The 25,850-nt window shown below is 66.4% G+C and carries 25 protein-coding genes; 6 read left to right on the forward strand and 19 right to left on the reverse strand.

The window, feature by feature from the left end:
• Positions 1-155: 155 nt before the first annotated feature.
• Both AB0I35_RS12910 and AB0I35_RS12915 read right to left on the reverse strand, forming a co-directional pair.
• A complete protein-coding gene (locus AB0I35_RS12910; RefSeq protein WP_357395995.1) occupies positions 156-497 on the reverse strand; it encodes a hypothetical protein in 342 nt (113 codons plus the stop codon).
• A complete protein-coding gene (locus AB0I35_RS12915; protein ID WP_357395996.1) occupies positions 494-694 on the reverse strand; it encodes a hypothetical protein in 201 nt (66 codons plus the stop codon). The genes AB0I35_RS12910 and AB0I35_RS12915 overlap by 4 nt, the downstream gene beginning before the upstream one ends.
• 1,142 nt (positions 695-1,836) lie before the next feature.
• Here AB0I35_RS12915 and AB0I35_RS12920 point away from each other — a divergent pair.
• The 4 genes from AB0I35_RS12920 to AB0I35_RS12935 all read left to right on the forward strand — a co-directional run bounded on the left by AB0I35_RS12920 (position 1,837) and on the right by AB0I35_RS12935 (position 5,290).
• On the forward strand, positions 1,837-2,811 hold the full coding sequence (locus AB0I35_RS12920; RefSeq protein ID WP_357395997.1) for an XRE family transcriptional regulator: 975 nt from the start codon (positions 1,837-1,839) through the stop codon (positions 2,809-2,811).
• Positions 2,808-3,692, forward strand: a complete 885-nt coding sequence (locus tag AB0I35_RS12925) for an aminoglycoside phosphotransferase family protein (protein ID WP_357395998.1) — start codon at positions 2,808-2,810, stop codon at positions 3,690-3,692. Before AB0I35_RS12920 ends, AB0I35_RS12925 begins: the two co-directional genes overlap by 4 nt.
• Positions 3,693-4,591: 899 nt before the next feature.
• Entirely contained in the window at positions 4,592-4,726 is a 135-nt protein-coding gene (locus tag AB0I35_RS12930) for an AAA family ATPase (RefSeq protein WP_357396000.1), read from the forward strand.
• Positions 4,727-4,897: 171 nt separating this feature from the next.
• Positions 4,898-5,290: a hypothetical protein gene (locus tag AB0I35_RS12935; RefSeq protein WP_357396001.1), complete on the forward strand. Its 393-nt coding sequence runs from the start codon at positions 4,898-4,900 to the stop codon at positions 5,288-5,290.
• Between the two features lie 471 nt (positions 5,291-5,761).
• On the opposite strand, the gene mobF is transcribed toward AB0I35_RS12935, so the two are convergent.
• From mobF to AB0I35_RS12965, 6 genes are all read right to left on the reverse strand, one after another.
• Entirely contained in the window at positions 5,762-11,659 is a 5,898-nt protein-coding gene (gene mobF, locus AB0I35_RS12940) for a MobF family relaxase (protein WP_357396002.1), read from the reverse strand.
• A 793-nt stretch (positions 11,660-12,452) separates the two neighbouring features.
• On the reverse strand, positions 12,453-14,075 hold the full coding sequence (locus AB0I35_RS12945) for a hypothetical protein (protein ID WP_357396004.1): 1,623 nt from the start codon (positions 14,073-14,075) through the stop codon (positions 12,453-12,455).
• 372 nt (positions 14,076-14,447) lie between these two features.
• A complete protein-coding gene (locus tag AB0I35_RS12950) occupies positions 14,448-15,020 on the reverse strand; it encodes a single-stranded DNA-binding protein (RefSeq protein ID WP_357396005.1) in 573 nt (190 codons plus the stop codon).
• 227 nt (positions 15,021-15,247) lie between these two features.
• Positions 15,248-15,835, reverse strand: a complete 588-nt coding sequence (locus tag AB0I35_RS12955) for a DUF4192 domain-containing protein (RefSeq protein WP_357396006.1) — start codon at positions 15,833-15,835, stop codon at positions 15,248-15,250.
• Positions 15,836-15,980: 145 nt separating this feature from the next.
• The gene (locus AB0I35_RS12960) at positions 15,981-17,774 is read right to left on the reverse strand and encodes a ParB/Srx family N-terminal domain-containing protein (RefSeq protein ID WP_357396008.1); all 1,794 of its coding nucleotides are present in this window, start codon (positions 17,772-17,774) and stop codon (positions 15,981-15,983) included.
• 78 nt (positions 17,775-17,852) lie between these two features.
• Entirely contained in the window at positions 17,853-18,101 is a 249-nt protein-coding gene (locus AB0I35_RS12965) for a hypothetical protein (protein ID WP_357396009.1), read from the reverse strand.
• A 139-nt stretch (positions 18,102-18,240) separates the two neighbouring features.
• Here AB0I35_RS12965 and ligD point away from each other — a divergent pair, with 139 nt between their 5' ends.
• Entirely contained in the window at positions 18,241-19,200 is a 960-nt protein-coding gene (gene ligD / locus AB0I35_RS12970; RefSeq protein ID WP_357396011.1) for a non-homologous end-joining DNA ligase, read from the forward strand.
• Positions 19,201-19,285: 85 nt separating this feature from the next.
• On the opposite strand, the gene AB0I35_RS12975 is transcribed toward ligD, so the two are convergent.
• From AB0I35_RS12975 to AB0I35_RS12995, 5 genes are all read right to left on the reverse strand, one after another.
• Positions 19,286-19,741, reverse strand: a complete 456-nt coding sequence (locus AB0I35_RS12975; RefSeq protein WP_357396012.1) for a DUF3085 domain-containing protein — start codon at positions 19,739-19,741, stop codon at positions 19,286-19,288.
• A gap of 219 nt (positions 19,742-19,960) precedes the next feature.
• Positions 19,961-20,167 (reverse strand): hypothetical protein, encoded by a 207-nt coding sequence (locus tag AB0I35_RS12980; RefSeq protein WP_357396013.1) that lies wholly within the window; start codon positions 20,165-20,167, stop codon positions 19,961-19,963.
• A 406-nt stretch (positions 20,168-20,573) separates the two neighbouring features.
• Complete coding sequence (locus AB0I35_RS12985; RefSeq protein WP_357396014.1) at positions 20,574-20,915, reverse strand: hypothetical protein; 342 nt, start codon at positions 20,913-20,915, stop codon at positions 20,574-20,576.
• Positions 20,912-21,163, reverse strand: a complete 252-nt coding sequence (locus tag AB0I35_RS12990) for a DUF6374 family protein (protein ID WP_357396017.1) — start codon at positions 21,161-21,163, stop codon at positions 20,912-20,914. The genes AB0I35_RS12985 and AB0I35_RS12990 overlap by 4 nt, the downstream gene beginning before the upstream one ends.
• Before the next feature lie 42 nt (positions 21,164-21,205).
• Positions 21,206-21,349, reverse strand: coding sequence for a hypothetical protein (locus AB0I35_RS12995; RefSeq protein ID WP_357396018.1), 144 nt, complete (start codon positions 21,347-21,349; stop codon positions 21,206-21,208).
• Between the two features lie 228 nt (positions 21,350-21,577).
• On the opposite strand from AB0I35_RS12995, the gene AB0I35_RS13000 reads away from it, so the two are divergent.
• Positions 21,578-21,769: a YegP family protein gene (locus AB0I35_RS13000; protein WP_357396020.1), complete on the forward strand. Its 192-nt coding sequence runs from the start codon at positions 21,578-21,580 to the stop codon at positions 21,767-21,769.
• A gap of 624 nt (positions 21,770-22,393) precedes the next feature.
• Here AB0I35_RS13000 and AB0I35_RS13005 read toward each other — a convergent pair.
• The 6 genes from AB0I35_RS13005 to AB0I35_RS13030 form a co-directional block, all read right to left on the reverse strand.
• A complete protein-coding gene (locus tag AB0I35_RS13005; protein ID WP_357396021.1) occupies positions 22,394-23,017 on the reverse strand; it encodes a hypothetical protein in 624 nt (207 codons plus the stop codon).
• Positions 23,018-23,066: 49 nt separating this feature from the next.
• Positions 23,067-23,609, reverse strand: a complete 543-nt coding sequence (locus AB0I35_RS13010; RefSeq protein WP_357396022.1) for a hypothetical protein — start codon at positions 23,607-23,609, stop codon at positions 23,067-23,069.
• Between the two features lie 343 nt (positions 23,610-23,952).
• Entirely contained in the window at positions 23,953-24,309 is a 357-nt protein-coding gene (locus tag AB0I35_RS13015; RefSeq protein WP_357396023.1) for a hypothetical protein, read from the reverse strand.
• Positions 24,309-24,587 (reverse strand): hypothetical protein, encoded by a 279-nt coding sequence (locus AB0I35_RS13020; RefSeq protein WP_357396024.1) that lies wholly within the window; start codon positions 24,585-24,587, stop codon positions 24,309-24,311. The genes AB0I35_RS13015 and AB0I35_RS13020 overlap by 1 nt, the downstream gene beginning before the upstream one ends.
• Entirely contained in the window at positions 24,584-24,796 is a 213-nt protein-coding gene (locus AB0I35_RS13025) for a hypothetical protein (RefSeq protein WP_357396025.1), read from the reverse strand. The genes AB0I35_RS13020 and AB0I35_RS13025 overlap by 4 nt, the downstream gene beginning before the upstream one ends.
• 4 nt (positions 24,797-24,800) lie before the next feature.
• Positions 24,801-25,523, reverse strand: coding sequence for a hypothetical protein (locus AB0I35_RS13030; protein ID WP_357396026.1), 723 nt, complete (start codon positions 25,521-25,523; stop codon positions 24,801-24,803).
• Between the last annotated feature and the right edge of the window lie 327 nt (positions 25,524-25,850).

Genomic DNA, 25,850 nt, shown 5'->3' on the forward strand with positions numbered 1-25,850 from the left:
CCTTGGTTCGAGAGGGTTTCGGGGGGTGGCCTTGGAGTCGCCGGGAAGCAACTCCGGGGCCGCCTCGGCACGGGGCCAGGATCGGGAAGGTCGTGGTTTCTCGCCGGTTCACATGCGGAGGCCATTCAGGTGGTCGGGGGCTGTGACGTGATGGGTCAGGGCTGGAGGTAGAGGCGTTCGTTCGGCAGCCGGGGTAGGCCGGTGCACCGGCCGAGGGAGACAGCCACGGTTCCGGGACGGTGGGCGGCCACGTCGCAGACGAACACCAGCGCGGCGGTTATACAGGCGGCGAATTCCATTCGGACGCTGGAAATCAGAACCGAGAGTTGGACGTCGGGTTCGTCGGGGCGCGGTGAGGGTCTGCTCGCGTGTGTCATTGCCGCGGCGTCTGTTTGTGGGTCGACCGCGGTCGGCAACAAACGCTCGCGACGGTAGAGCTCGCACGGACTGCGCGGAGACTCGGTGAAGGGCTGCACCCGCGTGATGATCGGTGTCATCGCAACTCCTCGGGCGGCTCGGTCACACCGGGCAACCATCCCGCGCTCGCCATCGCCTTGAGCTGCCGAACCATGGTCGGCAGCGTGCAGTCGAAGGTTTGAGGGTTCTCGGTCCCGGCGAGGGCGCTGGCCGACCCGCCCGGCTCGGTACGCCTCGCCGCAGGTCGGAGTGAGTTCGGCTCGTTGCTGCCGTTCATGCACGGCCTCCCAAATGGCTTTCCAGCGTTGATGGAAGTCGGATCGGGCAGTTTGTCTCGGCTTTCCCCGGAATATGTTCTTGTTGAAAGTCGTGGCCTGCCAGCCGTATCGGGAGGGACCGCACCGTGTTGGCGTACCGTAAGCGTGTCTGTTCAACAGCGGGGTCGAGCTTGACCGAGCTCGGGGCTGCAGTGGCCATACCCGTGCGTCGACCGCGTCCACACATCGTCTCGAGAGTCGCGTGTAGTTCCTCCCATGACAGCGGGGTCCTCGGGCTGGGCACGGCGAGGCGGCTCATCGGCTCGCCTTCCGAGCTGGGCGGCGCTTGTCCGCCGCAATCTGCCACTGCGCGCACCGGTTCCGGAATACGTCACCGTTGTTCCGAAGCGCGTCCAATGCCCTGGCCACTGTCCACGGCGGCACCTTCAGGTCGTGCGCCATCGTCTCTACGGTCAGCGGTTCCCCGGGCTCAAGGAGTGTGAACACATCGTTCTCGAGGGTGGTTGCCATTGGTCACCTCGGTCGGCTTGCCAGTAGTCGCGGAGTCCGTGTCGGAGCTAACTCGGACGAACTGACAGTCGTTCCACCATGCGGTTACGGGCAACGCGCACAGTACATAACCGATATACGCCGCACGCATACCAGCCGTGTGTGCCAGTGATAGCGTCGAAATATTCGCGTTGTGTGGGGTTGGAACGACGGGAGCGAGGCGATGGCGGACATAGCCGGAAGTGGGCGCACATGCGCGACATGCGGAAGTGCGTTGAGCCGGTTCAACGTTGGCCCGTGGTGTGCCAACTGCTCACCCATCGCCTCGGCGGACGGGCCACCCGAGATGCCGGCCGAGTTCTGGGCTCACGGCCCGCTGCGTGACGCACTGGCGAACTGGCACATGGGCGCGGTCATCGAGGCGTATCGCAACCACCCCGCTCACGGGCAGCCACTGAGCCAGATTCAGGTGGCGCAGTGGCTGGATTTGAGTCAGGCGCAGCTGAGTCGGATCGAGAACGGTCCGGCGCCTGAGTCGCTTTGCAAGCTGGTCAGGTGGGCAACTGTTCTGCGTATCCCGCCGGATCTGCTGTGGTTCAAGTTGCCGAACGTGGCTACCGTGGAGCCCGTGGACCGACAAGGATTTCTGCGTGTGGCCGCAGCTACCGCTGCGACGGTCATCGTGTCACCTGACCGCCTCACCCAGATGCTCAGCGAAGCCCGCACCACCGTCAACCCGACGAGAGTGGGCACAGTCGAGATCAAACAGATTCACGAAGCCGCCCAGCTATTCGCACGCTGGGACGCCACGTACGGCGGCGGCCTGGTCCGCGACGTCGTCGTCGCGCAACTACGAGTCGCGGTCGCCTATCTGAAAGCCAACTGTTCAGCGCGCGACCGCGCAGCCCTACAGATGGCGGTCGGGTCACTCGCGCACACGGCGGCGTTCATGGCCTTCGACGCCTGCGCACACGACGACGCGAACTCGATGTTCGCCCTGGCCCTCGACTGCGCCGAAGAGTCCGGGGCGGTGAACCTGAGGGCGAAGATCCTGTCCTCGATGGCGCGGCACGCGATCTGGAACGGCCGCAACCATGACGGACTCGGGTACGTCCGCAGAGCGTTCACCGAGGCAGACAAGCTCACCGCAACTGAACGCGCGATGCTGCACACCACTGAAGCGCGTGTGCACGCCAAGCTGGGCGACATTCCCGCAACACTGACCTCCGTCGCCAACGCCGATCGCGACTTCAGCCGGTGCGCGCCCGGCAATGATCCGGCGTGGATGCGCTACTACGACAGCGCGCAGCACGCGGGCGACACCGGCCACGCCCTGTTCGATATCGCTGTGCACGGCAGCTTCGTCGGTGAGGCCCGCGACCGGCTGACCGCAGCCGTCGACGGCCACGCAGACACCGCCGCACGGTCTCGGACGATGTCGACCATCAAACTCGCGTCGCTGGTCATGGCCACCGGTGACCCGGACGAGGCAACCACCATCGCAAACCAAGCCCTCGGCCGAGCGCGTGACCTCAAGTCCCAGCGCGCTAACGAGGACATCGCCGAACTCCGCCGCTACGCCCACCGTGCCAAAGTCCGGATACCGACGCTCGCCACCACCACATGAACACCTCACAGGTCGAACGAATCGCTCGCACAGCCTGCGCCGATGCTGGCATCGACCCAGACGGAATGGTCTCAATCAAACTCGCTGAGAATGCGATATTCCGAGTACCTGATCAGCGCCTGGTCATCCGCGTCGCGCGAGCGGGTCAGACTAAGGCGGCACGCCGCGAGGTTGAAATCGCGGAATGGCTTCGAGAACACAATATTTCGGCTGTGCAGCCGATGGGCACTCGCGTCGACTTCGCGGTGATCGACTCGCGCCCGGTGACGCTGTGGAAAGAGTTGCCGCCCCACCGCAACGGCAGCGAGCGCGAGATCGGGAGGGCATTACGTGCCTTGCACCAGCTGGCTGTGCCGCCGTTTCTGTCTGAAGTCGCACCGTTCGTCCAGCTCGAGCAACGCATCGACAGCGCGTCGTCGCTGAGTCATGCGGATCGGCATTGGCTGTACCAGCGCCTCGCGGATCTGCGCGCAGGCTGGGAGGAGTTGCCCACCGGCATGCCGTGGTCGCCGATCCACGGCGACGCCTGGGAAGGCAACGTGGTCACCACCGACACCGGAGAGACGACGTTCCTCGACCTGGAGCGAGCCTCGGTCGGCCCACCCGAATGGGACCTCGTCTCCACCGCGATCAAACACAGCTCCTTCGGCTGGATCTCGGCCGAACGCTACCGTTCCTTCTGCGACGCGTACGGCTACGACGTCACAACATGGGACGGCTTCTCACTGTTGAGAGATATTCGTGAGCTGCGGATGACCTGCATGGCGGCCCAGGCAGCAGGATCGGATCCGAAACACGCCACCCAAGCGCAACATCGAGTTGACTGTCTACGCGGCGTATCAGGTGCTCGGCCTTGGTCGGGATGGCACCCGATCGCCTAGCGAAGCTGCATAAACCAGGTGCGACAACGATGGCGCTTCTGCAAGAGGGCGCATCGCTCGGCCATAGGTCCACCGCGCGGCGAGACCCCAGGAACTGGGAGAGACTAACCGCGGCGCCCCGTTTGGAGGTAGCGAGTGAAAATCAGCAAGCGATAACGGTGCGCCGTAGCGACCGTCGAAGGACAGGATCTCGAAGCACACGCCGTATTGGTCGATTTCGAGATTCAAAGGGATCGGTTGTGCGGTGTCCGGGAGGCGGAGGCATAGTGGAAGCGGTCGGTGCCAGTTGTAGCTGACCTGCAGAAGCAGATTCACCCACTGGCCATACTTGAGGATGCAGAGTTGGTCGATCGCAGTCAGGCCCGTGACCTGATTGGGCGGTAGTGGGGGAGAGCCTGCTCGCCGGACGGTGCAATCGCATCAATTCGACATCGCTGCGTCACAACAAATTCGGGCGGAATTGTCCACTTTCGTACCGTAGTGTTATGGCATGACGAACGATACGGATAGGCACGAAGTCTGGGCTTGCGACGTATGTCAAATGGTGACCACCACTGATTGGGATGAAGAGCTTGAGCAAACGTCGGCCTACCGGCCTTCGCAGCCCCGTTGCCTGAGCGGGTGATCAATATCTGCGATGAGTGTGCAGCCGATCGGGGGCCGCACGAGCTGACCGACTTGGCTTACACCATCGCCGAAAGCGGCAGGCCTGGACCGCGAGATCGTTGAACGTTGTCCCGTGCGACCTCACCTCTGGCGGGGCCGCCACGGCAGCAGTGCCGCGGACGCACGGGCTGTGGGGGCAGTGGCATGGACCCGGCGCCTCGGCTTCATCGCCTACCAGCTCACCAAGCCCTCCACAGGCGACACCGATTGGTGACGATAAGTGACCTGCCACAATGTCGCATGCCACTTCCGCGCAGAACTCCGTGATCACGGTAGTTAGCGGCCCGGCTGGCTCCGGCAAGTCCATGCTCGCCCACGCCCTGGCCGAGCGGTTCGGGATTCCGGCGATCATCCGCGACGAGATTTAAACAAGGCATGGTCGCCGCCACCGCGCCGAACCGTGACGTACACTACGAAGCACTCAACATCCCTGTCCTGCACGCGTTCTTCGACGTGCTGATGGTGCTCGCTCGCAGCGGGGTCAGCCGGGTCGCCGAAGCCGCGTTCCAAGACAAGCTCTGGCGCCGAACCTGCTGCGTGTGGCCGATTTCGCCGAAATCCGCATCATCCACTGCACCACCCTTACGCAGGTTCTCTATGACCGCATCGCCCATCGCGCCGAGCACGACCTTCACCGGCGCGCCCACTATTCCGAGGGCATGCTCGCCGAGATCGCCGCTGGAACACGTACGGCCGCATCATTCATACCGGTGAACATGGACGTCGAGCAGATGACCGTGGACACCACCGGCGGCTACGAGCCTGGCCTCGACGCCTCGCACGGTTTGTCACCGCGCCCGGCCAGCGGCCTGGCCGAGCCTGATTCGTTGATCGTCGGTGTGCCGACCTGCGAGTTCGCTTATAGTCTGCCGCTATGGGATCACAGACGAGGAAGGCCACACTCATCGACGATGCCGCTCTCGACCGGCTGACGGCCACCTCGTTGGCGCGGCCGGATTCGGCCACGGCCACTTCCGGGTTCACGGCCCGCGCGGTCGCGGCGATGTACCCGGCGGTCCCGGCGTGGATCCAATGGACCTACGAACGCAGCAGCGCCGAGACCGCCCGGTTCTTCTACCAGCTGTGTTATCCGCAGCTCGACCACAACGGCGAGGTGGTCGGCGGCTGGGATAACCGTCGAGGAGTTCTGGACTTGGCACCGGATCTTCTGGGCGGAGCAGGAGGCGCGGAAGGCCGCACGTGCCCGGCTACGTGGCCACGGAGTGATCGCGCATTCCCCGGAATTGCCCGATGACGCGGAATTCTTCACCGCCAAGGATTCCGGCGATGACCTTAACGGGCACTGGTACTCGTGAGATCCGGTCGGTGCGCCCGAGTGGGAACCTCTGCCCGTCGATTGATCGGGTGCCAGGCAATGGACACTCGGGTCCTACGTTGCATGGTCAGCAGCCGAGGTCAGTTTCTATACTCGGCTTGTTCCCGTCGGGGTGGGTGTACTCGTCTGGGGTGAAATCTTCTGTTGTGTTCAGTTCGGTCCGTGCGCGTTCCTCGCGTTGTCGTTGCGGGTGTGACATTCGTTGTCGTCTCTGTTGTTCTGCACGGTGGTCGGCGAGTTCGGCACTCAGGCCGTTCTGCAGTGCCGCAGTTGATTGTTCTCGTTCATTGGTCGCGCTGTCGGCTGCGCGCGTCTGGTCTGCGAGACGGCGGCTTTCGTCTTCGGCGGCGGTGTGTTCGGCGCGGGCGAGTAGTTCGTTGGCGTGACGGTTTGCTGCTCGCGCAGTGTTTCGGATCTGCTCGTGCGCTTGGCTCCGCTCACGCTGTTCACGGACCAAGGTGTTGATGCGTTCTTGCAGGGCCTTACGCTGGCGGCGGCGCGTCACTGGCAGGGCGTCGAGTTCCTCACGCGAGGTGTCGAGTGCGGCTGCGGTTGCGTGGAGGCCTCGGATAGCGGTGTCGAGTTCATGGGCGTGCTGGCGGGCGGCCAGTTGTGCGTCCTCGGCGGCTTGTCGGTGTTCGGCCACGCTCGGGTCTGGTGCCGCATGGAAGTCGTCCTGCCGAATCGGGGTGAAGATTTCGGCCTCTGTTGCGATGTTGCTGAGCCGCTGGGTAAGCCCGTCGATCGCCTCGGCCAGCGCGCGGTCGGAGAGACGTTGCAGCCCGGCCAGGATGGGAAGTGATTGTTCGGTGAGCGGGTTGTCGGTCAGCCATTGCTCGATGAGTGCGCGCCCGGGCTGGTCGAGTGTGCGCCAGTCGCGGCGCAGCATCGCCAAAGCCGCGGGCGCGGGCTGAGTTTCGGCAATGTGGGCGCATCGTGCGGCGAGGTGTTCTGCCGGGTTGTGTTCGGGGATCCCGGGCCGTTCGTTGTCGCGGCAGTCGTGGCACAGGCCGTCGTCGGAGATTCTGGGGGGCACGGGAGAGCTCGCGTTGCCGGGACGTTCGATGCTGCAATCGACACATGGCAGGCCAACGATGATGGGTATCGCGGCCCGGTCGTAGTCGATCGGAAGCCCACCCGATGCCGCCCGGGCGGTGGTCGTCGACGTCGGATCGCGGCGGTCGAGGGTGTCAGGGTCGGCGAGATAGGTATCGACCACGTCGTTGCCTGCGGCCTGAATCGGGTCGAAAGCAGCCGGTGTGATGGTGGGGTCGATGAATTCGCGGTGGTGGTAGACGGGCCAGGTGCGGTCGTGGTCCGCTTCGGTGTCACGGCGAAAGACGTGCGGATCTGTCGTGGGTGTGCACGCCTGGATCAGCGCTTTGTGTTGCGGGAATTGCTGTGCAGCCCAGCGGAGTCGGGCTCGCGCGATGGGAAAACTGTACTGGTAGAGGGTTTTCGAGACGGCGGTGAGGACTGCCTGTTCGTCGTCGGACAGTCCGGTGTTGAAGGTACGGAACGCAGCGACAGCGTCGGCGACCTGCCCATTCGCGAACAACTCGGCGATGCGGTCGATGCCGGTGGTGAGGTCGCCCTCGGTGGGTTCGCTGACAGCGGCAGCGACAGGAGCGTCCTCGGCTTCGTGCTTGGCCCGCTCGGCTGTAGCGACGGTGACCGTGGACTCGCTTTCGGCGTCCGGTGTGCTAGGTGCAGGCGCTGCCTGTTCAGTGTGTTGGGCAGGCGGTGGCGGTGTCGGGGTGTGGTGGTGCAGTGCGTCGATGCGCCAGGCCAGTGCGGCCGCGAGTTGATCGGGACGCAGCGGTGCGGCATCGTCGGGCTGCGCGCCTTGGAGAAGTTCGTAAGCAGTAAAGAGCAGATCGCGGGGTGACCAGGATTTGGTGGCGCGTTCGACGGCGGCGACGACCCGAGGCCATGCCGGTTCGGTGGTGAGCAGTTCGGCCGTGTCGGTGCCGAGGACGGCTGCGAGGTCGGGTAGCCAAACTGGGCGGAGAGGGTCGTTGCCGGTGGTGTCGAGGGCGGAGGGTTCCAGTTCCAGGCGCGCCCACAGTGCCGCGGCGGGCATCTCGTCGGGTAATGGTCGTTGTGCGGCGGCGTCGGTGAGCAGGGTGGTGATGTCGAGTCCGGCGCGGTCGGCGAGGTCGATTTTGTCGGCGACAATCGGCCACAAGGTGTCGGTGCTGATGCGAGCATCGATCTCGTCGACAATGTCAGCCCACCGATTGCGTGGCAGCGTCGGGTCACCGTAGGCATCGATGACGCGTTGTTGCAGACGTTTTTGGTGCAGGCGTTCGAGGTCGGTGTAGCGATCGGGTCCGGTGGGTCGGGTGTCGGTGTCGGGGATACCGAGTCCGGCCCGCCACACCGCGAGCTCACCTAACAACGCGGGATCGGTCCCGAGTAGTGGGCGGCCCCACGCGGGTGCGGTGCCCGGCGTCCAGCCTCGCGCGGAATCACGGATTTGTTCGGCAAGAGCGGCCACGATCCGCTCGCGGGCCCGAACAGGCGCGGCCAGAGCCTCATTGGTGGCGCCGTGGGGCAGTCCAGGCGTCCAACTCAACGGTCCGGTGCCGGCGGAATGGGCACCGGTCGGGTCCAGTCGCCAGTCCAGCACCGCAGCAGGGTCATCGGCGGTATCGAGTTCCCGCTTATCCGCGGCGGCGCGGAGCGCGGCGACGGGGTCGGCGCCGGTGAGTGCGATCAGGGCCAGATGTTGACGCAGGACCGGGTAGGCGGGGCTGTCGGTCAGGTCGGGGTGGATGGTGTCGGCAGCTTGGTCGAGTTCGGTGAGACGGTCGCTGCCGAGGGCCTGTTCGGCAGTCAGGCCGAGGGTGTCGAGGTAGATGTCGACCGCCCGCCCGATGCGCAGTGCCGGGTCCAGGGCGGCACGAAGTTCGGTGTGCGCGGATTTCTGTGCCCCGTCGCGAGCCAAGACGCGCTGCAGTACTTCCACCGCGGTGCGCGGGTAGACGGCGGGTTCGGTGTAGATAGAGCCTTCGGCGCCGTCGAGGGCGGTCGCGAGGTAGGCGTGGTTGGCGTGGATCCCGCGGGTCATCGCGACGTAGAACTGTTGGCGGGATTCGCGCCCGGACAAGGCGACATGGCAGGCGTCGGCGGTGATTCCCTGCGCGGAATCGATCGTCGCGGCGTACCCCAGATGCACATGGGCGCGCACATATTCGGCCGGAAGCCGGACGGTTTTGTCGCTGTCGGTGCCGCCGCGTCGGTGCGACACCGTCAGTGAACCGTCGTCGTGGACGGCGGTGATGGTCCAGGAATAGCCATTGCGGACCCAATCGGTGTCGCCGAAACGCAGCTTCGGGTTGTTGCGTCGAGTGCGCACGGTGTCACCGACAGAGCCGCAAAGACCGTCCGCGAGGACCACTTCGGTCTCCGGTTTCGTGCCGGTTCGGGTGAGTCTGTCGGCGCGGGCGCGTGCGTTGAGTGCGGTCACGACTTCGTGGGTGGGTGCCAACATGACCGCGTCCCGACCGGCGTTGTGGTCGGCGGCCCAGGCTGTGTAGGTGTCGTCGTAGACCGATCCGGTGTGTCCGGCGTGGATGCGGTCGTTGTCCAGGTACCAGGCCAACGCGGCCGGGTCGCCCTCGCGCAGCCCGATCGAGGCGGTTGCTTCGCCGGTGGAGTCGAAGCGGACGACGTGTGACAGCGTCAGGGTTTGTTCGGGGGAGGCGGCGTTCATGTCGGCGTCGGCGCCCCCGGCGTCGATCGCGGGTAGCTGCTTGTCGTCGCCGATGCAGCGCACCGTAGCCCCGCGTCGGGACAGGTACTGCAGCAGTTGCAGGCGTTTGGTGTTGCCGAGTGTGACGTGCTCGTCGACGATCACCAGCGTCGTGTTGTCGATATCGAGGACCCACTGCGGCAAGGACGGCGGATGATCCCGCACGTTCGTCGGTGAATCCGGACCGGCGGAGTGGCGATGGATGACGTCGAGGAGCTTGTCGACCGTTTCGGCGCGGGTGCCGATCGACTCCCCGAGAACCGCGGCCGCCGCGGCGGTGGGGGCCATCCCGAGGACGGTGCCGCCACTGGAATGCCATGCGCTGGTGAGGACTTGCATGGCAGTGGTCTTGCCGGTGCCGGCCGGAGCGTTCGCAGTATGCACGCGCAACCCGGACGTGGCGAAGGACGAGATCACACCGACCTGGCCGGCATTGAGCGGCCGATCAGGATGCGCGGTGTTGTATTCCGCGACCGCGCTGTTCAGCAGGTCGGGGTCCAGGGTGCGGGCGCCAGGTTCGATGGACAGTTCGATGAGTGCGGCTTCGACGTCGAGAGTGGTTTCGGTGGTGTAGATCTGGGAGTTCGGACGAACGTGAACCGGGGTGCCGTCGCGTTGGCGCAACCATGCCGGCACGGCGCGTAGCCCGGGTTCTTCGGTGAGGTCGGGATCACCGCGCGCGATCGTAGACCGCGGTGAGAGTGCTGCGGCGACGACTTTGTCGGGAACCCAGGCCCAGTCAGCAGGGCGGATCCGGCCGCGGAGCTGGCGTTCGACCTCGGCCCGCAGGTTGAACGGCCGCCACGTCGAGCGCCTCTCCGATACAGCGGCCAGCGCACGTTCGGCGGTCGCGGTGATGAACGCGGCGTCCGGGTCCGGGCGAGGTATCGGTGGCACCGACACCGCAGCCACCATCACCGCTTCAACGGGTTCACGGCCACCGAGCACCGTGGTGGCTTGGGCCAGCCAGGTTTGCCGTTGCTGGGTGTGCGATTGCGGGAGGTGTTTGGCCGGGCGGGTATCCAACGTCGCCCGATCGGCCAGACCGTAGACCTCTTCCGGGGTGGGTTCGCGGCCGAAGGTTGCCTGGAAATCGGCGGTGAGCCGGTCCAAGCGTGCGTTGATCGCGGTACCTCGTTGCGACCAGGCATGGATCAGTTCCACAGGGACGCCGATGACTTCGCGGATCGGGACTTGGTGGATGTCGCGGTCGGGGCGGGTTTCGAACTGCAGGCCGAGGGCGAGTTCGAGGTAGTGCTCGAGGCGGGAGTCATAGATCTCCGAGACCGTGACGGCCGCTTCGTGGAACAGCCGGGAGTCGATCGTGCGCCACTTGCCGTCCAGGGTGCGGACTTTGTTGGCGATCAGGACGTGGGTGTGCAGGTCGGGATCGCCTGCGCGGCTGTCGCGATGGGTGAAGCAAGCTGCGACGATGCCTTCGACCTCGGCGTGGCGGACGCCGTTGCGGCCGAGCCGGGTGAACACGGCGTTGCGCTCCAACCACGCCAACGCATCACGGATCGCGCGCTGGTGGGCAGCCTCTAACCGCCGCGCCATATCCGGTGGTGCCAACGCCCACAGCACCGACACACTCTTCACCGGGGAGAAAGTGATCTCGAGACCTGCTAGCGCGGCCTGGTTGACGCGCGAGTTTCTGGCGACCCAACCCGACAGCTCTCTCGCGTTCAGGGGTGCGCGACCGTACTCGTCGGTGAACATTTCGGTCGCCACTTGTGTTCGAATGCGTGCACGTTCGTCATCGGAAATGGCGGCAGTGGGCTCCATATTCCGTGCTGAATTGTGTGCGCGGTAGGCCTGAGAACAACGTTTCCGATACTCCGAACGAACCTCATAGACGGCGAACTTGTTGCCCAGTTTCGTTGCCTTCTCGGCCGCTCGGGTGGCGTCGCGGTCGCTGGCGCCCAGCGCGACCTGGTGCGCGTAGACCTCGGTCTTGATCTGTTCGGCGTTCGGGTGAAGACCTTCCCCGAACAGCGACTTCATCTGGGACTCGGTCACTTCCGTCCCGGCCGTGAGGTCGAGTGCACCTAGGCCGGTGCCGTGCCAGCGTCCGGGTGCTTCACCGTGATCGGAGTAGTACTGCGACAGCGATGACCGCCCGCGAGCGGTTCGGTCGTTGGCGGCGGTTTGACGCAGATAATATTGGTAGCCGTTTCCTGCGGCGACTCGATGAATAGTCGCAACCATGTCTCCATGAGGCACCAACGAATTCCCTTGCCGCAAGGGGCAATTAATTCGGTTCGACAACTAGAGGCAACGATGGACAACTCTCGACACGGGCGTTATTGGATCGTTATCCGGGATGCCAGATGTCTGCCTTTTAAATGGGCGAAGAGAAGCGAAGGTGAGGTGTGGGAGAGCGCGGAAGGAGGCGGGAGGGGCGGCGATGTATGGCGGCGGGTAGGCGTGGGCTGGGTGCAGCGATGGTGAGTGGAGGCGGGGTGATGTGGGGTTTCGGGTGGGGATCAGCCGGTGGAGGGCGGGTGATTCCCCACCTCGCCGCCGGACGCGCGTTCGATCAGTCGGCCGGGAGCGCGTCCCATGACCAGGGTGCGCAGGCGTAGCGGCGGTGGTCGACGGTGACGATGTCGTCGACCGACAGGGATCGGTGGCCGTGGTGGTACCAGCGGCGGGTGTGCTCGACGTCGGCGGGGTGTGGGTGGTCGCGTTGAGTGCCGCGAAGACCCGGTCGAGGACCGCGAAGTCGTCGGCATCGCCGAGACGGTCGAGCAGGAACCGGTCGGCCAACAGGTAAGGGTCACCGGGTCGGTGACCGTGGATCATCGAGCGCGGATCGGTCGCGAGGTGGACGGCGATCATCACCTGTGCGGGGCGGCGCCGCTGTCGACGGAGGAACCGGCGGCGAGCGTGGGCGTGACGGGCGCGGTGGAACACAGGCGGACCTTCCTCGAGGTGAAGCGCAGCGGCTGGGGCACCCCGGGATGTGGCGGTGCCCCAGCCGATATCAGCTGTGGGGTGGTCAGGCTGCGACGAGTTGACGCTCGCGTGGTGTGGGGATGTGCAGGCCGAGGTGGACGCGGCACTGAGTGCAGAACCCGTCGTCGTGAACCGGGGTGTAGCGGGTGCAGCCCTCGCATCGGCCGGGACGCTGTCCGGGCGGCAACGTGGGACGGGTGGGTCGGCGCGGCGAACCGACAGCAGTGCTCGTGGCGGGTTGGTGGGTGATGAGGTAGCCGTCGTCGTCGAAGGCGGGAACGCCGGGCAGGTCGGGGTGCGACATCAGGAACTGGTCGAGGACCCAGACGAGCCATTCGGGTGCGCGGCGGCGAACTTCGAGGATCAGCGCTGCGGCCGCGTCACGATAGTGGTCGGTGAAGTACGTGCAGTAAGCGATGGCGAGATTGGCGGCGGTGAATCCGTCAGGTAGGACGGGCAGACCCGTGTGTCCTTCGTCGCGGCAGTAGTCGCACAGTCCGTCGTCACTGCGCAGCACCCTGTCGCGGATGTGGAGGGGTCGTTGGTCGGTGGTGGGGCGTTCGACGAAGCAGGACACGCACCGCCATCCGGCGACGGGGGTCATCGCGGTGGTGAAGTCGTCGAGACCGTTGCCCGCGAACGCGAATCCTTCGCGGCGGTCGGCGCGGGAGCGCAGCCCGGTTCGCTCGGCCGCCCAGGTGTGGGAGTGTTCGGGCGATTTGGTAGTTTCACCGGCGAGGGCGCGTTCGTGGTCGCGTTGGTCGGCTACGTGCACGCAGTACTGGTGATCCCACATCGCTTCGGACAGGTCGGTGGGCAGCGGTGCCCGTTCACCGGGGTAGCGCGGTGTCCACCCGCGCGGGGCACCGGCGGTGAGGTCGACTCCGCGGGCGATCAGCTCAGCCCAACGTTGACGCAGGCGGGCTTGTTCGACGACTTCGGTGTCGACGAACAAGCTTTTCCGCACATAGGTGGTGACCTCGGTCGGTTCGGGTTCGGCCGGTCGGCGTTTGGTGCGCGCGCTGACGCGGGCCCGGATCTGCTCGGGACTGAGGCGGGCGGCGTCGATGCGGCGGGAGGCGGGCATGCTCAGGCGCGGCAAGGGGTTGCGCCAGGTGCGGATCGATTGGCGTGGCATCTCGGCGGCGGCGAGTTGGACCTGGAAGGCCGCGAACTCTTCGGCGATGCTGGTGCGGTTCGTCTTGGCGCGGGTCTCGATCAACTGGGCCAAGGCGTGGTTGTCGTGGGAGTGCAGGCCGGGGTCGGTGTCGGGTACCAACCGCACCAACCGTTGCCGTTCCAGTTCGTCACCGGCGGCCCAGCGGGCGCGCAGGCGCAGCAGCGCGGACTCGCGCGGATAGAGAGTGAAGCACTCGACCATGAAATCCAGGACATCCCAGTCGGCGTCGGTCGCCAGCTCCAACGCCGGCCGAAACATTGCGAGCGCGGCTTTGCGATCGGTGTCGAAGGTCAGCTCGATCGCTGAGATGGCATCCAGGAAAGCCTGGGTATCCGGTGCCGCGGCTGCCGAATCGGTGACGGGGTCGTCGGTGAGTGCGGGAGCGGGTTCGCCGACGCCGGGGTGATGCAATTCGAGTTCGTGCCGGTCGAAACCTGGCTGGTCACTGTGGGTGGTGAGGGTGACGGTAGGAGTGTGAACGGACACAGCTGTTCTCCTGACTGGGAAGGTGAGAGGAGTCGACTCCCCGGGCGCGCTGGAACTGCCACGCCTTTCGCGAAATAGGGGTGCCGGGCTGGGGTGGGCCCAGCCGAGGGCTGTTCACCAGGACAGCGGGCGACACGACGACGGGAACGCGCCAACTGCGTGCGGGGGCGAATTCCCCGCGCGCACAACCCCACCGCCGGCCGATGCTGGGACGGGCGCGGGGGGTTCGTTTCCGCCGGGCGCGGGCCCGACGGCGTGGCGCACGATGGCCTGGTAGCCCTCGAGCGGCTGGGCCCACCCCAGCACGGTGCCCCGACCCACCACCTGCCGCCCCGCGCGCAACCGCAGCGGCATCGGGAGAACCGGGTCAGGTCAGAACGGTGGTTGTCCGAAATCACCCACACCGACACCGGCCAGCACGGGTGCAGCCCACGCCTGGCTGCCGCTGCCCGCCGGGGTGGATGAGGCCCACGGATCAGAAGCATCCGAGGCATGCGCGGCGGTGGCGGGCTCGGCCGTAGAGGTGGTGCGGGTCGTGTTGTCGGCGCCGAACCCGTTGCCGCTGGGGTTGTTCGTTCTGCGTCCGGTGCGGTTGACCTGGGCGCGGGCGAACCGCAAGCTCGGGCCGACTTCGTCGACCTCGAGCTCGAACACCGTGCGTTTGTCCCCGTCGCGGGTTTGGTAGCTGCGTTGCTTGAGTCGCCCGGCGACGATGACGCGTGCGCCCTTGGTCAGGGACTCGGCCACGTTCTCCGCGGCCTCACGCCAGATGTTGCAGCGCAGGAACAACGCTTCCCCGTCCCGCCACTGATTGGTGTTGCGGTCGAACACCCGCGAAGTCGAGGCGACGGTGAAATGCGCGACCGCATCACCAGCGGGGATGAAAGTCAGGTCGACATCGGAGGTCAGATTTCCGATGACTGTGATGCTCGTGTCTCCAGCCATGACGTGCTCCTTCGTTCAAAGTAGGGGGTTACCGCAGTGGTTAGTGGCGGCCGGTCTGGGCGGGTCGTTCAGCCCTCTGTGAGACGGCCGCGTCTGCGGCTGATGCGATAAGCGCGCGACAACCCGGAGTCGATCGCCTTCGCCTGCCGGGAGGTCAGTGGGATGACGATCGCGCCGGCCCGGGTGAGGTGAAGGGTTGAAGAACGGCCGGGTCCCGACCGCTCGGGTCAGGTGATGTCGACGCCCAGGTCAGCCGCGATCACCACCCCGGCCTCGGCGAGTTTCCGCAGCTGTTGGGGCGGCAAGGGCTTGTCGAGCGCGGTTGCCAACAGCACCGCCATGGGGTGGGCCGGGTCGGCGTCGAGGGCGGTGGCGAGAGCGATCCTGGCGAGCGCGGTGTCGCCGTGGTGGTAGGCGCTGTAGGCGAACAAGGTGAGCGCCTCCGCGCGGTCGTGACCGTGGGTCGCCGCCGCGATCTGGAGCCACAATGCGTCTGCCGCCTCGTGATACTCGTTGCGAGCCAGGCCGTACATGATGTCGCGGATAGTCTGGTCGCGCAGCAGCGCGACGGCCCAGGCCAGGTCCTGCGCGCCGACAGGGTTTTCTTCGGCTGTGCTGATCTGGAAGAGGAGCCACACGGTGCGCTCACGTCGCAGATCGCGGATACGGGCGGGGGTGCGCGCGGCGGCGTGGTCGCTGCGGTCGCGGGCAACGGCGTCAGCGAGGTGGGAGCGAACCTCGTCGACGAGGGCGGGGTTCGGGACGTCGGGAATGCTGCGGAACTGCCGTACAGGCGATGCATGATCGGTTGCCACAGAATCGAACTCGTAGCGCAGACGGTTTCGGAACCGGGTGCACATCATCAGCCTCATTCCGGTCGGGTTGTGAAAGCGCCTCTCGCGCAGCGTTACCGGGTGGGGCGGTCCGGATCGACTCCTGGGATCCGGACCGCCGGTGCCCTCACGCTGCGTGCGCGAGCTGCTCCTTTTCCGGGTCGTCGTGGTCGACGGTCGGGCCCTCGTCGACGGGGGCGGTAGTGGAGTCCTGGTCGAGGGGGATGCTGCGGTAGTCGAGGTCGCCGGCGGCGGCGAGTTCCACCTCGACGAGCCGGAACTGTTCGTTGCGGTCGCTGCCGCGCCCGCGACCGGCCAGGTGTTCACCGGCCGCAGCGAGGAAATGCAGATAGCCGGAGACGGCATCGCGCTGCCAGGAGTGGGTGCGCCAGCAGTCCTTGTCGAGGGTTGATTCGTGGGCGGCGAGTACGAGCCCGAGGGTGATCACCCACGCCCTGCCTGCCACGGCTGATGCCGCGGTGTCGGTCAGACCGGTGCTGTTGTCGGCGTTGAACAGCGTCAACGCCAGGGCCCGGGCGCGGGTTCCGCCCAGCAGGGTGGTGTCGCGAGCCAGTGAGGTCGCCACGAGCTCGGCGCTGCCCGGCGGTGGGGTCCGCAACGTGAGCACCCGCGCCAGAAATTCCAGCCGCCGCTTCTTGGCCGCGGCGCCGCGTTTGTTCAGCTCGATCACCCGGCGCCGTTCCTCACGTTTACGGGCGGTCTCGGCTGCCGCCTGTTCGGCAGCGACCCGGGCAAGATCACTACCATCCCCCTCGCCGTCATCCGGACGGTCACCGCTGGTGTCGGGGTCCCGGTGGTGCAGCTCGGTGGCGTCGAGCTGGTCGACGGGCAGGTAGTAGCTCGGCATCCACACGTCCCGGTACACCAGCCCGGCGGCGTTGCGCAGCCCTTCCATAGGTTCGGTATCGGGGAGGTCGGCGTCGAAATCGACCGTGTCCGGGTCGACGACCTCCCCGGTGGCGGGGTCGAACAGTTCGGCGTCCTCGACCAGATCCAACGCCACCGCCCACCGTCGCTGGTCGGCGTTGATCGCTTCGGGGCAGACCGGTTCGGTGTTGGTGTCGACCAGGTCGTCGGCGGGGACATAGGTGCCGAGATCGACCTCGACGGAGTCCATGTCGAGGATCGGGTGCCCGGCCGCGGCAAAGGGCAGGGCCGCGGTGAGACGGTCGCGGCGTCGCTGACGGTCGGCGGCGATCATCTCGGCGTGGTAGTCGAAGTTCCACCGCACCGACGACAGCTTCTCCACCGCAGCGTGGTCGCCGAGTTGTTCGTATCCGCCGATCACCTCGAGTTGGTCGAGACTGAACTGCCTGGAGTCCAACAGGTTCCGGGCAGTGCTCGATCGGCCGATCTTTCCGGCCTTGCGGATCTGAGTGGTGTCGGTTTGCAGGCCCTCGGCGATGCGGGTGGCGGTGGCACCGAGGTCGAGCATGTAGGCCACCCCGGCCGCACGAGCCGAATCGGTCAGCTCGATGCGGCGGTCGTTGAGGTTGATCTGATCCAACGCCCGATCGATCAACCGTTCCGGGTCGTCGATCGATCGGTCGGTGGTCTCGATGTAGACCGGGACCTTCGCAAGACCGAGGGTGCGCGCGATCAACGCGCGGACCTGTCCGTCGACGACAACGACGTGTCCGTCGGGCCCGCGCTGGGCCAGGATCGGATCGCGCACCCCGAACCGCCGGATCGACTCCACCTCTTTCGGGTGGGCGTCGAGATCGATCTGGTCTTCAGGACGCACGTTGTGGCCGATGACCAGATCAGCCGGGTCCATGCTCGCGGCCTCGGCGACCGCGGGCAGCGGCGCGAGCACGGCGACCGCGGGGCCGGTGCCGGGCGAGGAGGACTCCTGATCCAGGTCAGCCGAAGTGTCGGGCTCGATGGTGGCAGTAGGCACGAAAGCTCCTTGCGTAGCGACGGCGGCGCGACCGCCAGCCGAAGCCAGGGATCGCGCCGTGATAGGGGAGTGAACGGGTCAGTGGTTGGTGCGGGAGCGGCGGCTGACGTTGAGCGGATACAGCCGCAACGCCCCGGTCTCATCGGACCGGTAGGTCCAGTACCGGCCCCGCCAACCCCGGAACTGCTCACGCCAGGACCCAATGACCGCGTTGTCGGTGAGTGCGGTGACGGGTCCGGCGGTGCCGAGATGTTCACGTCCGGCGAACTCGGTCCGGGAGATCGACTCCACGGTGGTGGCGTCGATCGTGGGCGAGGTTGTGCTCATGCGGGGCTCCTGTCGGTTGTGGTGGTGACTGGGTGATGTGCACGGCGCGGTGGCCGCCCACCGCCCGACTCAGGGTTACGCTGAATGTTTGCTGGTTGTCGGGTGGTGTGGAAGGGGCGCGGGTGATGGCGAGGAACCGGTGAGTGGGTTACCGCGGTACGCGCCGATGCTGGCTGCCGCGGGTGCGTTGCCCGTCGATGACGGGCGGTGGGCGTTCGAGCTCAAGCACGACGGGATCCGGGCACTGGCCTACGTCGATGACCGGTTGCGATTGGAATCGCGCAACGGCAATGACATCACCGCGGCCTGGCCTGAACTGGCCGGGCTCGCCCCGGCCAACCCCGGTTTCGTCGTCGACGGTGAGGTCGTCGTCGAAGTCGCGGGCAGGGCCTCGTTCCGGGCATTGGCTCCGCGGATGCATCAACGCAACTCGGCCACCATCGCGGGGCTGGCCGAAACCTCACCGGCGACGTTCATGATCTTCGACCTGCTCCACATCGGCGACCGATCCTTGACCGGGCTGCCCTACACCCAACGGCGTGAACTCCTCGAACTCACCGGCCTGGCAGGACCGCACTGGCGGATCCCCGGCCTGCTGCCCGGACCGGCCACCGACGCCGTGGCTGCCTCGCAGGCGCTCGGGGCCGAGGGCATCATCTGTAAACGCCGCGACAGCTGGTATCTGGCCGGGCAACGCAGTCCCGCCTGGACGAAGGTCAAGAACGTTTCCCACCAGGAGGTGGTGGTCATCGGCTGGAAAACCGGGACGGGTCGACGGGCCGGGACGATCGGGTCGCTGCTGGTCGCGGTTCCCGATGACCGCGGCAACCTCGAATACGCGGGCAGTGTGGGAACCGGGTTCACCGCTGGGATGCTCGCAGACCTGCACGAACGGTTGGCGCCGTTGCAACGCCCGGATTCTCCGGTCCCTGGATTCAGGTCGACTCCGGCCGGTGTGGTGTGGCTCGAACCGCACGTGGTCGGGGAAGTGGCATTCACCGAATGGACCGGCGACGGCCGCTTACGACATCCCTCCTGGAGGGGGCTGCGCTTGGACAAAGACGTCGATGAGGTCGAAACGCCAACAGAACGACCATAGTCACCGTCATCATGGCTCGAGCTGGCATGCGGCCCCGCATAATCCAGCAGCAGCGGCGATGATCGAACTGAAACGGGCACGGGCCTCAGAGACTGTCGGTCGCTGCGGAGCTGAAGCTCATGGTGAAACTGCCGTAGTGGGCAGTGAGGATGAGTACTCCGCTGTGGCCGGCGTGGTGACGGATCATCTGGATCAACGTCACACCGGAGAACGGTTCTGTGAGGTCGATGTACTCGACGAAGTCGTCGCCGCCGACCGCAGTGCCGGAGAAGTTGAAATGGCTGCGGTCGTCGTAGCCGACCGCGTACGCCACCTTCGACGGTCCGTCGGGTTTGTCGGGGTCGGCGAGCAGTCGTGGCAAGCCGTTGGACCGAAGATAGGTGCCCTCGTCCTTCGCCCATACCAACGCGGGCGGCACGGGGTCGGGTTTGTTGGTGTCCCATTCGGGCCAGGAATGCTCACCGGCGGCCATCGCGTGCTCGGCAATGGGCAGGACTTGCCGCAGCGGGAACCACAACTCGAATGAGCTTGATCTGCGCATATGCAATGCCTTTCGTTGAACAGCAGAGCGTGTACGTGGCGTCGAATGGTCAGCTGAGGATGGCCGGGCGTGGGCCGGTGAGGGACGAGCGAGCTCACGGTGCCTGTGGGGTACGACGGTGCGGCTTTCACGTGGGGGCTCATCGCGGGAACCTGCCGGATCTGGTTATGGCACCCCTGGATCGCGTGGATGGGATCGTTGTCGAAAAGCTCGAGGGGCTCACATCCGCGGCTGAAGAGTCTGCTCGTCGACCTCGATCGTCGTCATCGGTTGCGCGATAGCGTCTTCGCGCACCGCATCGTTGGCCCCAGTCGGTGACCGGAATTCGGTCACCGCATCGTTGGCCCCAGTCGGTGACCGGAATTCGGTCCAGTTGCTTGTGGCACCGGCTGGGCGTTTGGAAGGGTTCTTGTCCGGCAATCCCACGCGCGGGCACATGGCGCTGGTCGGTGTACGAAATCCCGTTGTGGGTGTCGGTGCGGTGTTGGTCGGGGAACTCGTCGCGCTGGCCCGCACGGCGGGTGCGGTCGCCGTGACGGTGGTCTTGGATTCGGACCCGGCGCACCGGTGGGGCCGGAGGGTCTTCTTTGAAAGGCGCGGGTTCGTCCCGGTCGATGGCAGTGCGTTGCACTTCCGTCTACCGCTGTAATCGGCCGCACCGCAATCGCCGCGGCCATGCCCGCGCTGATCTCGACGGATCGCATCGCGCAGGCGCCCACCGGCAACCGGTGGGATCTACTGGGGCTGTCTAGCCAGGCGTGGGTATGAAAGCATGAGTCCGCACGCGGTCGTCACGAAAACACAACACCACCCGGCCCCAGGGCCGGTCAGGTCATCGGTGCGGGCGGTGTTGGTGGGTGACCGAATGCTGTGGGCACCATTGCTCGAGGTGGAGCAGTCCCTGCCCGTTGCCGGTGCGGAGCGTGAAGCTCACCAGCGCGAGCCATGTCCCGTCTGAGACCCGCGCCCACGCATGCAGGAGCCCCGCGGTGGTGTCGGCCAAGCGCAGACCGCCCTGGCGCACCCGAAGTGGTACCGCGTCGACCCGGAAATGGGCCGGTCGGGTCGTGATCGCCGCGGCGAGGTCCACGGTGACCGGTTGCGGCGGATCCACCACCATCCGCATCGGTGGGGTGAACTGCTCAGGCCAGGAATCGAACACCGACGACGTCACCGCTGTTCCCGCCGGTAGTCCTGGCAACCCATCGGCGACCGAGGATGCAAGCGGCGAGGACAACCGGACACGACGCCGTGGCGCAACGGGCCCCGCAACCGGGCCCGCAGCCGGGCATCCAGGCGTGCGGTGATGGCGTCGACCTGGGCGGGGTGCACCTCCACACCGAACGCGGTCGCGTCGAGAACTTGTCGGCGGAGCGCGGCCAACGCGGCCGCGGTCCAGTCCGGTCGCGACGTCTGTGCCATGCCAGGCACCCTACAGCTATTCGAACATATATTCGACTTCTGTTATTCGGGTGTGACGCTGCGGTGGGCGATGCCGAGGCAGACCAGCAGGTCGCTGATGCGGTACTGGGTTTCCCATACGGCCGGATCATCGGGATCGAGCGCGGCATCGAGCAAGGCCTGCCGATCGATCGAGTCTCTTCCCATACTCAGCATCGACGCGCCAGGCCGGTGCGCGGTCCCACCGGCGATGAGGGTGTCCGCCGGTGTCCGGTCGGTGTTTCCCTCGGCGGCTGGTGTCGGGGGCTTGTGAACCACGGTTGCCCGCAGCGGGCTTGGTTGCGGTTGGAATGCGTGTCCGTGCAGGTCAGAAGCAGGAAGCCGTTTACGCTCGGAGTTGTCAGGCACGTTCTCAAGGTGTGGAACGAGGTAGTCATGGCAGGCAAGTTCGAACTGTTCTCAGATGCCGCGGGAAAAGTCCGGTGGAGGCTCAAGGCAGGCAACGGCGAAGTGATCGCCCAAAGTCAGGGCTATGCGAGCAAAGACGCGGCCAAGAACGGGATCGCCTCCGTACAGAGCAACGCGGCCGGGGCCACGATCGTCGACCTCACCGAGGCCGCAACGTAATTCAGTGTAAGGACTGAGCCTGACCGGATGCCGGTCAGGGCTCAGTCGTTTCCAGGACTGAAGGGGTCCGCATTCGGCCGACGGATCGGGCCTCGGTGCGCAGGTTGGCCAATGTCGACAGGCTGGGAAGCGGTCGTGGTGTAGTCAGGACACGGGACCCACATGCAGAGGATGCCGTGTTGATGTGCGCACCTCATTCAGCAGAACGTATGCACAGGCTGGACCCCATTTGTCACGTGGTGGGTAGTCGATACAGGAAATGGCCGATGGAACAGGCATGGGCTGTCTCACAGATAGGGGAACTGGCTGACCGCCTGGACCAGCTGGCCGACCGGTTCTGGAGCACCTATGAGGTTCCGGACATCCTGTAACACCGCCGAGCGGGACAATCTGAGCCGACAGCGAGCCACCAGCCAACGTGTGGTGGCAGATTGACTGACCAGGCGGTCAGCCACACCACGGCGGACAAGCCCGCACGAACCGGTAGGTGAGTTCGTCGGCCGGGTAGTGCTTTTCCCCTGACCGGCCATAACACGGTGCATGGGCTCGCCGTGCCCGATGTCGACGCAACCGCGCCAGGTCGGGGCATCGTCTGAACGCGCCGACTTGGCACACCGCGCGGGCCTAGGCCTGGGCAGTATCTGCGCTGGTGGCGACGATTTCGCCGACGATGGCGTTGATCGCGTCCGGGATCGAAGACTGCGGGATCGCAGCGACCAGGCGGTCGAGTTCGTTCTCGGTGAGCGTGGTGCCACCCCAGCGAACAACTTGATCGAGGGTGACCAGGGGCCAGTCCCTGCCGATGTCCGCCGCGCTGACCTCCTGGTGTGGCCATTCGGGCAGGTCACGGGTCTTCATGCGCGTGGCAGCGCCAGCACGGGTGAGATTGGCTAGTTCCTGGGCGCGCAGTTCGGCGAGGTAGTCGGCGAGGTGTTCGACGTCGTGATCGCCGGAGTCCGGTCGCGCATCGAACACCGGGCCACCGTTGACATAGACCCGGCAACGTCGGGCGGGATCCAGTGCGCTGGTATCGATCTCGACCAGTGCGGCGCCGTCGATCACGCTGATCGCGGCATAGGCATGTAACCACTGCTGTCCAGCCACTGTGAGTTCGAGGCTCGCCGGATCGGTCCGGTAGCTCGTGCACCAGCTGACCAGCCTGGCCAAGGCGATGCCGCGGCCGCGCAGTTCGCGCACGCGCGCGCCCCGGCGGCGGTGTCCAGCGTGGTTGGTGCCGGTGATGGACATGGTTGAACTCCGTGGGGTCAAAGGAATTTGGTGCGGTCGCGGCGGTGGGTCACCATTCGGGGACCGTGTCGAACACCGGGCCGGAGTTGACGTAGACCCGGCACCGGTGCTCGGGGTCCAGGCCGTAGGTGTCGACCTGCACCACCACGGCGTTGTCGGCCTCGCTGATCCCGGCCGTGACGATGAGCGCGTTGTCACCGACCGGCAGGTCCAGGCGCGCGGCAGCGATCGGTGCGAGCAGCAGCTCAACGTGACGGGCCAGTTCGGCGATGATCTTGTTCCAGCTCGTGGCCTTGACCCCTGCGTCGCGGTTGTAGGGGCTGGCGATGACACGGCTGTCAGGATCGGTGACGGCCGTCAGGTCGTCGGGACCAGTTGCGACCTGGTAGAACTCGGGCACAAGCGACCACAGGGTGTTCCAGGTCAGCTGGTCGCGGGCGAAGGCCTCGACCGTCATCCTCCAGTTCGCGGGGTAGGAGTCGATGCGCAGCTGATAGCGCAGCGGCACCCCGCGTTGCTCGTCGTAGAGGGTGACGTGGTTGTCCCCGCTGTTGCCGACGATGTCGCTGGCCTTGATCTGCGGCACGCTCATGGCGTCCTCTCTGCTTGTCTCGGCCGAGTAGCCCGACCGAACTTCTGCCCTCCTGGCAGAAGAGATTTCGACCGGCACGAGCCGCCTGGAGTGCAACCCGGCGGCCAGGGACCAAGCCCCGGGGTGCGCGCAGGGCGGCGCCGGTCAATATCGGCGAGCCAGAAAGGGCAAGAACCAGCCAACCGGGAGCAGCAACCCGGCACCGCCGGGTTTCGAACTCCGCGCCGCCGGCGCGAACACCACACCGCGCGAGCACCGCGAGCTCCACCGGGCGCCAGCCCGCGGGCCCGAAGCCAGCGGCCTCTCGGGGGCTGGCCGGTCGAGCCCGGCACGTCCCAGAACGTCATCTGAGTTGGCGCCTCGAGTATTCCGGTGCCCAGCGGTGGCTGATCGCGGGGGCGTCCAGGTCGACCGGTGGCCCCGCGGTCCCGATTCCGGCTGCGGCGTCGGCGGCTTCCTTCGCCTTCACCTGAGCCCAGTACCGGCGATCACACGCCACCGTCCACCGACACACGACCGCCGAACCGTACTTGCCCAGTGAGCTGGCGTAGCTGCCACGCTCCTCCCACTCCTGGCGGTCGCTGTGGAACTGCGGGACGAAGTCGCGGGTACCTTTGCGCCCGCACCGATTGCATTTGTGGCACCAGAACGTCGGATCCCACACCGAGTTCTTGCCCTGGCCGGGCACGCGCCGCGCCATCAGCCGACCTCGCCGGGCTCGTCAGACCTCGGGGCGCGGCGGTCGCGGTAGGTGGCCTGTTCGGGTGGGTTCTCGCACAGGCACCAGCCCGAGCAGCGCAAACAGTCGCAGTTGTGAATGCAGGCGCCACAAGCGATCTCGTCGCACAGGCGTCGCGTGTCGCGCAGATTGCGGCGCATCGGCTCGATGTGGAGCCGGTATCCCTGCAGGGCATGAATCCGGCCGTCTTCCTCGACGCGGTGCGAATACTGGGGGTGCCAGTGGGGTGCCGCGTTCATGCCGCGCGGCCCTCGTCGCTGGGGTCGGCATCATCGTCCGCGTCCGGTTCGACCAGCTCGCGGATGTGCTGGATCGCGTTGTGTACGGCGGCTATCCGGGCGGCACGGTTGATCTGTTCGTGGTGGTGGGCCAGTACCTCGCGGCGCATCTGTGCCGCGCGGGCCGGGCCGTCCCCGGTTGCCAGGGTGTCCCCGCAGAACAGCAACACCTGATCACCCAGCCCCCAGATCCAGGCGTTTGACCGCGCACGCGGCAATCGCGTACCGGTCGATATCAGTCATCGACCACACGTAGTCACCCGGATCACCACCGAGCGCGCGGATGGCTTGGGCCATCGCCCGCATCAGCCCACCGGTGCCCGCGGCCGGTTCATCGATCGCGAACGGGTCGCTGAACATCGCGCCTCGTGGTGGGAGCGGGTGGCCCAACGTCATGCGGGCCATCAGGTCCGCGACCGCTGCCGGGGTGTGGAATTCGCCGATCGCCTGACGTGCGCCGTGGGAGCGCAGCACGGTGAGCACCGCGCCGAGGACATCGGTGTCGGATCGGTGCTCGGGGTCCGCAGACCCGGTGAGTTCGAGCAGTCCGCGACGAAACGCGGCGGTGGCCACCGCACGGACACCGGCCAGGACCGCAGGCTCTGGTGCGGCGTCGGGAGCGGTGATCCAGGAATGCAGCGGACGCGCCATCTCCACCAGATACGGTTCGATCAGCCACAACGCCTCCCACTGCGTGCGGATCGTTCTCACCAGCTCGGCGTCGGAGAACGCGGCCCAGCACGCCGCGATCGCGTCCGGTGTGGCGATGTCGTCGACTTGCAGGGTGGCCAGCACCGCGACAGTACCCAGCGGGATGGCGATGTCGTGGGAGTGGGCATGGTTGTACCAGGCGACCTCGACGGCTTCGGCGATCGCGAATTCACGGGATGTGGGCATAACTGTCCTCCTGGGCAGGTCACATGGGTGATGAAGGAAGGGCCCGCCGGGCCCGCGCGGGCCGGGCGAAGGGCTCGATCCCGCTACCGGCGGCTGAGTTCTTGGCGGATGCCGCCGTGTGGGCGGTGGCTGCTGGCCCATGCCCGCGGCGCCCGGAACTCGGTCTCGGTGACGGTGGCGGTGGCCAGGGCGGGGTTGACGGTGCTGGGTACGGTCGTTCTCGCGGTGACGTGTCGTTGACCGCAGCGGCACAGCAGCACGGTGTGACCGACCGACCCGACTCCTGCCAGATCGGTCGGAGGAAACTTCGAAGGTTCTAACCGTTGG

Source organism: Nocardia sp. NPDC050378, assembly GCF_040655675.1.
GTDB classification, from domain to species: Bacteria; Actinomycetota; Actinomycetes; order Mycobacteriales; family Mycobacteriaceae; genus Nocardia; species Nocardia coubleae.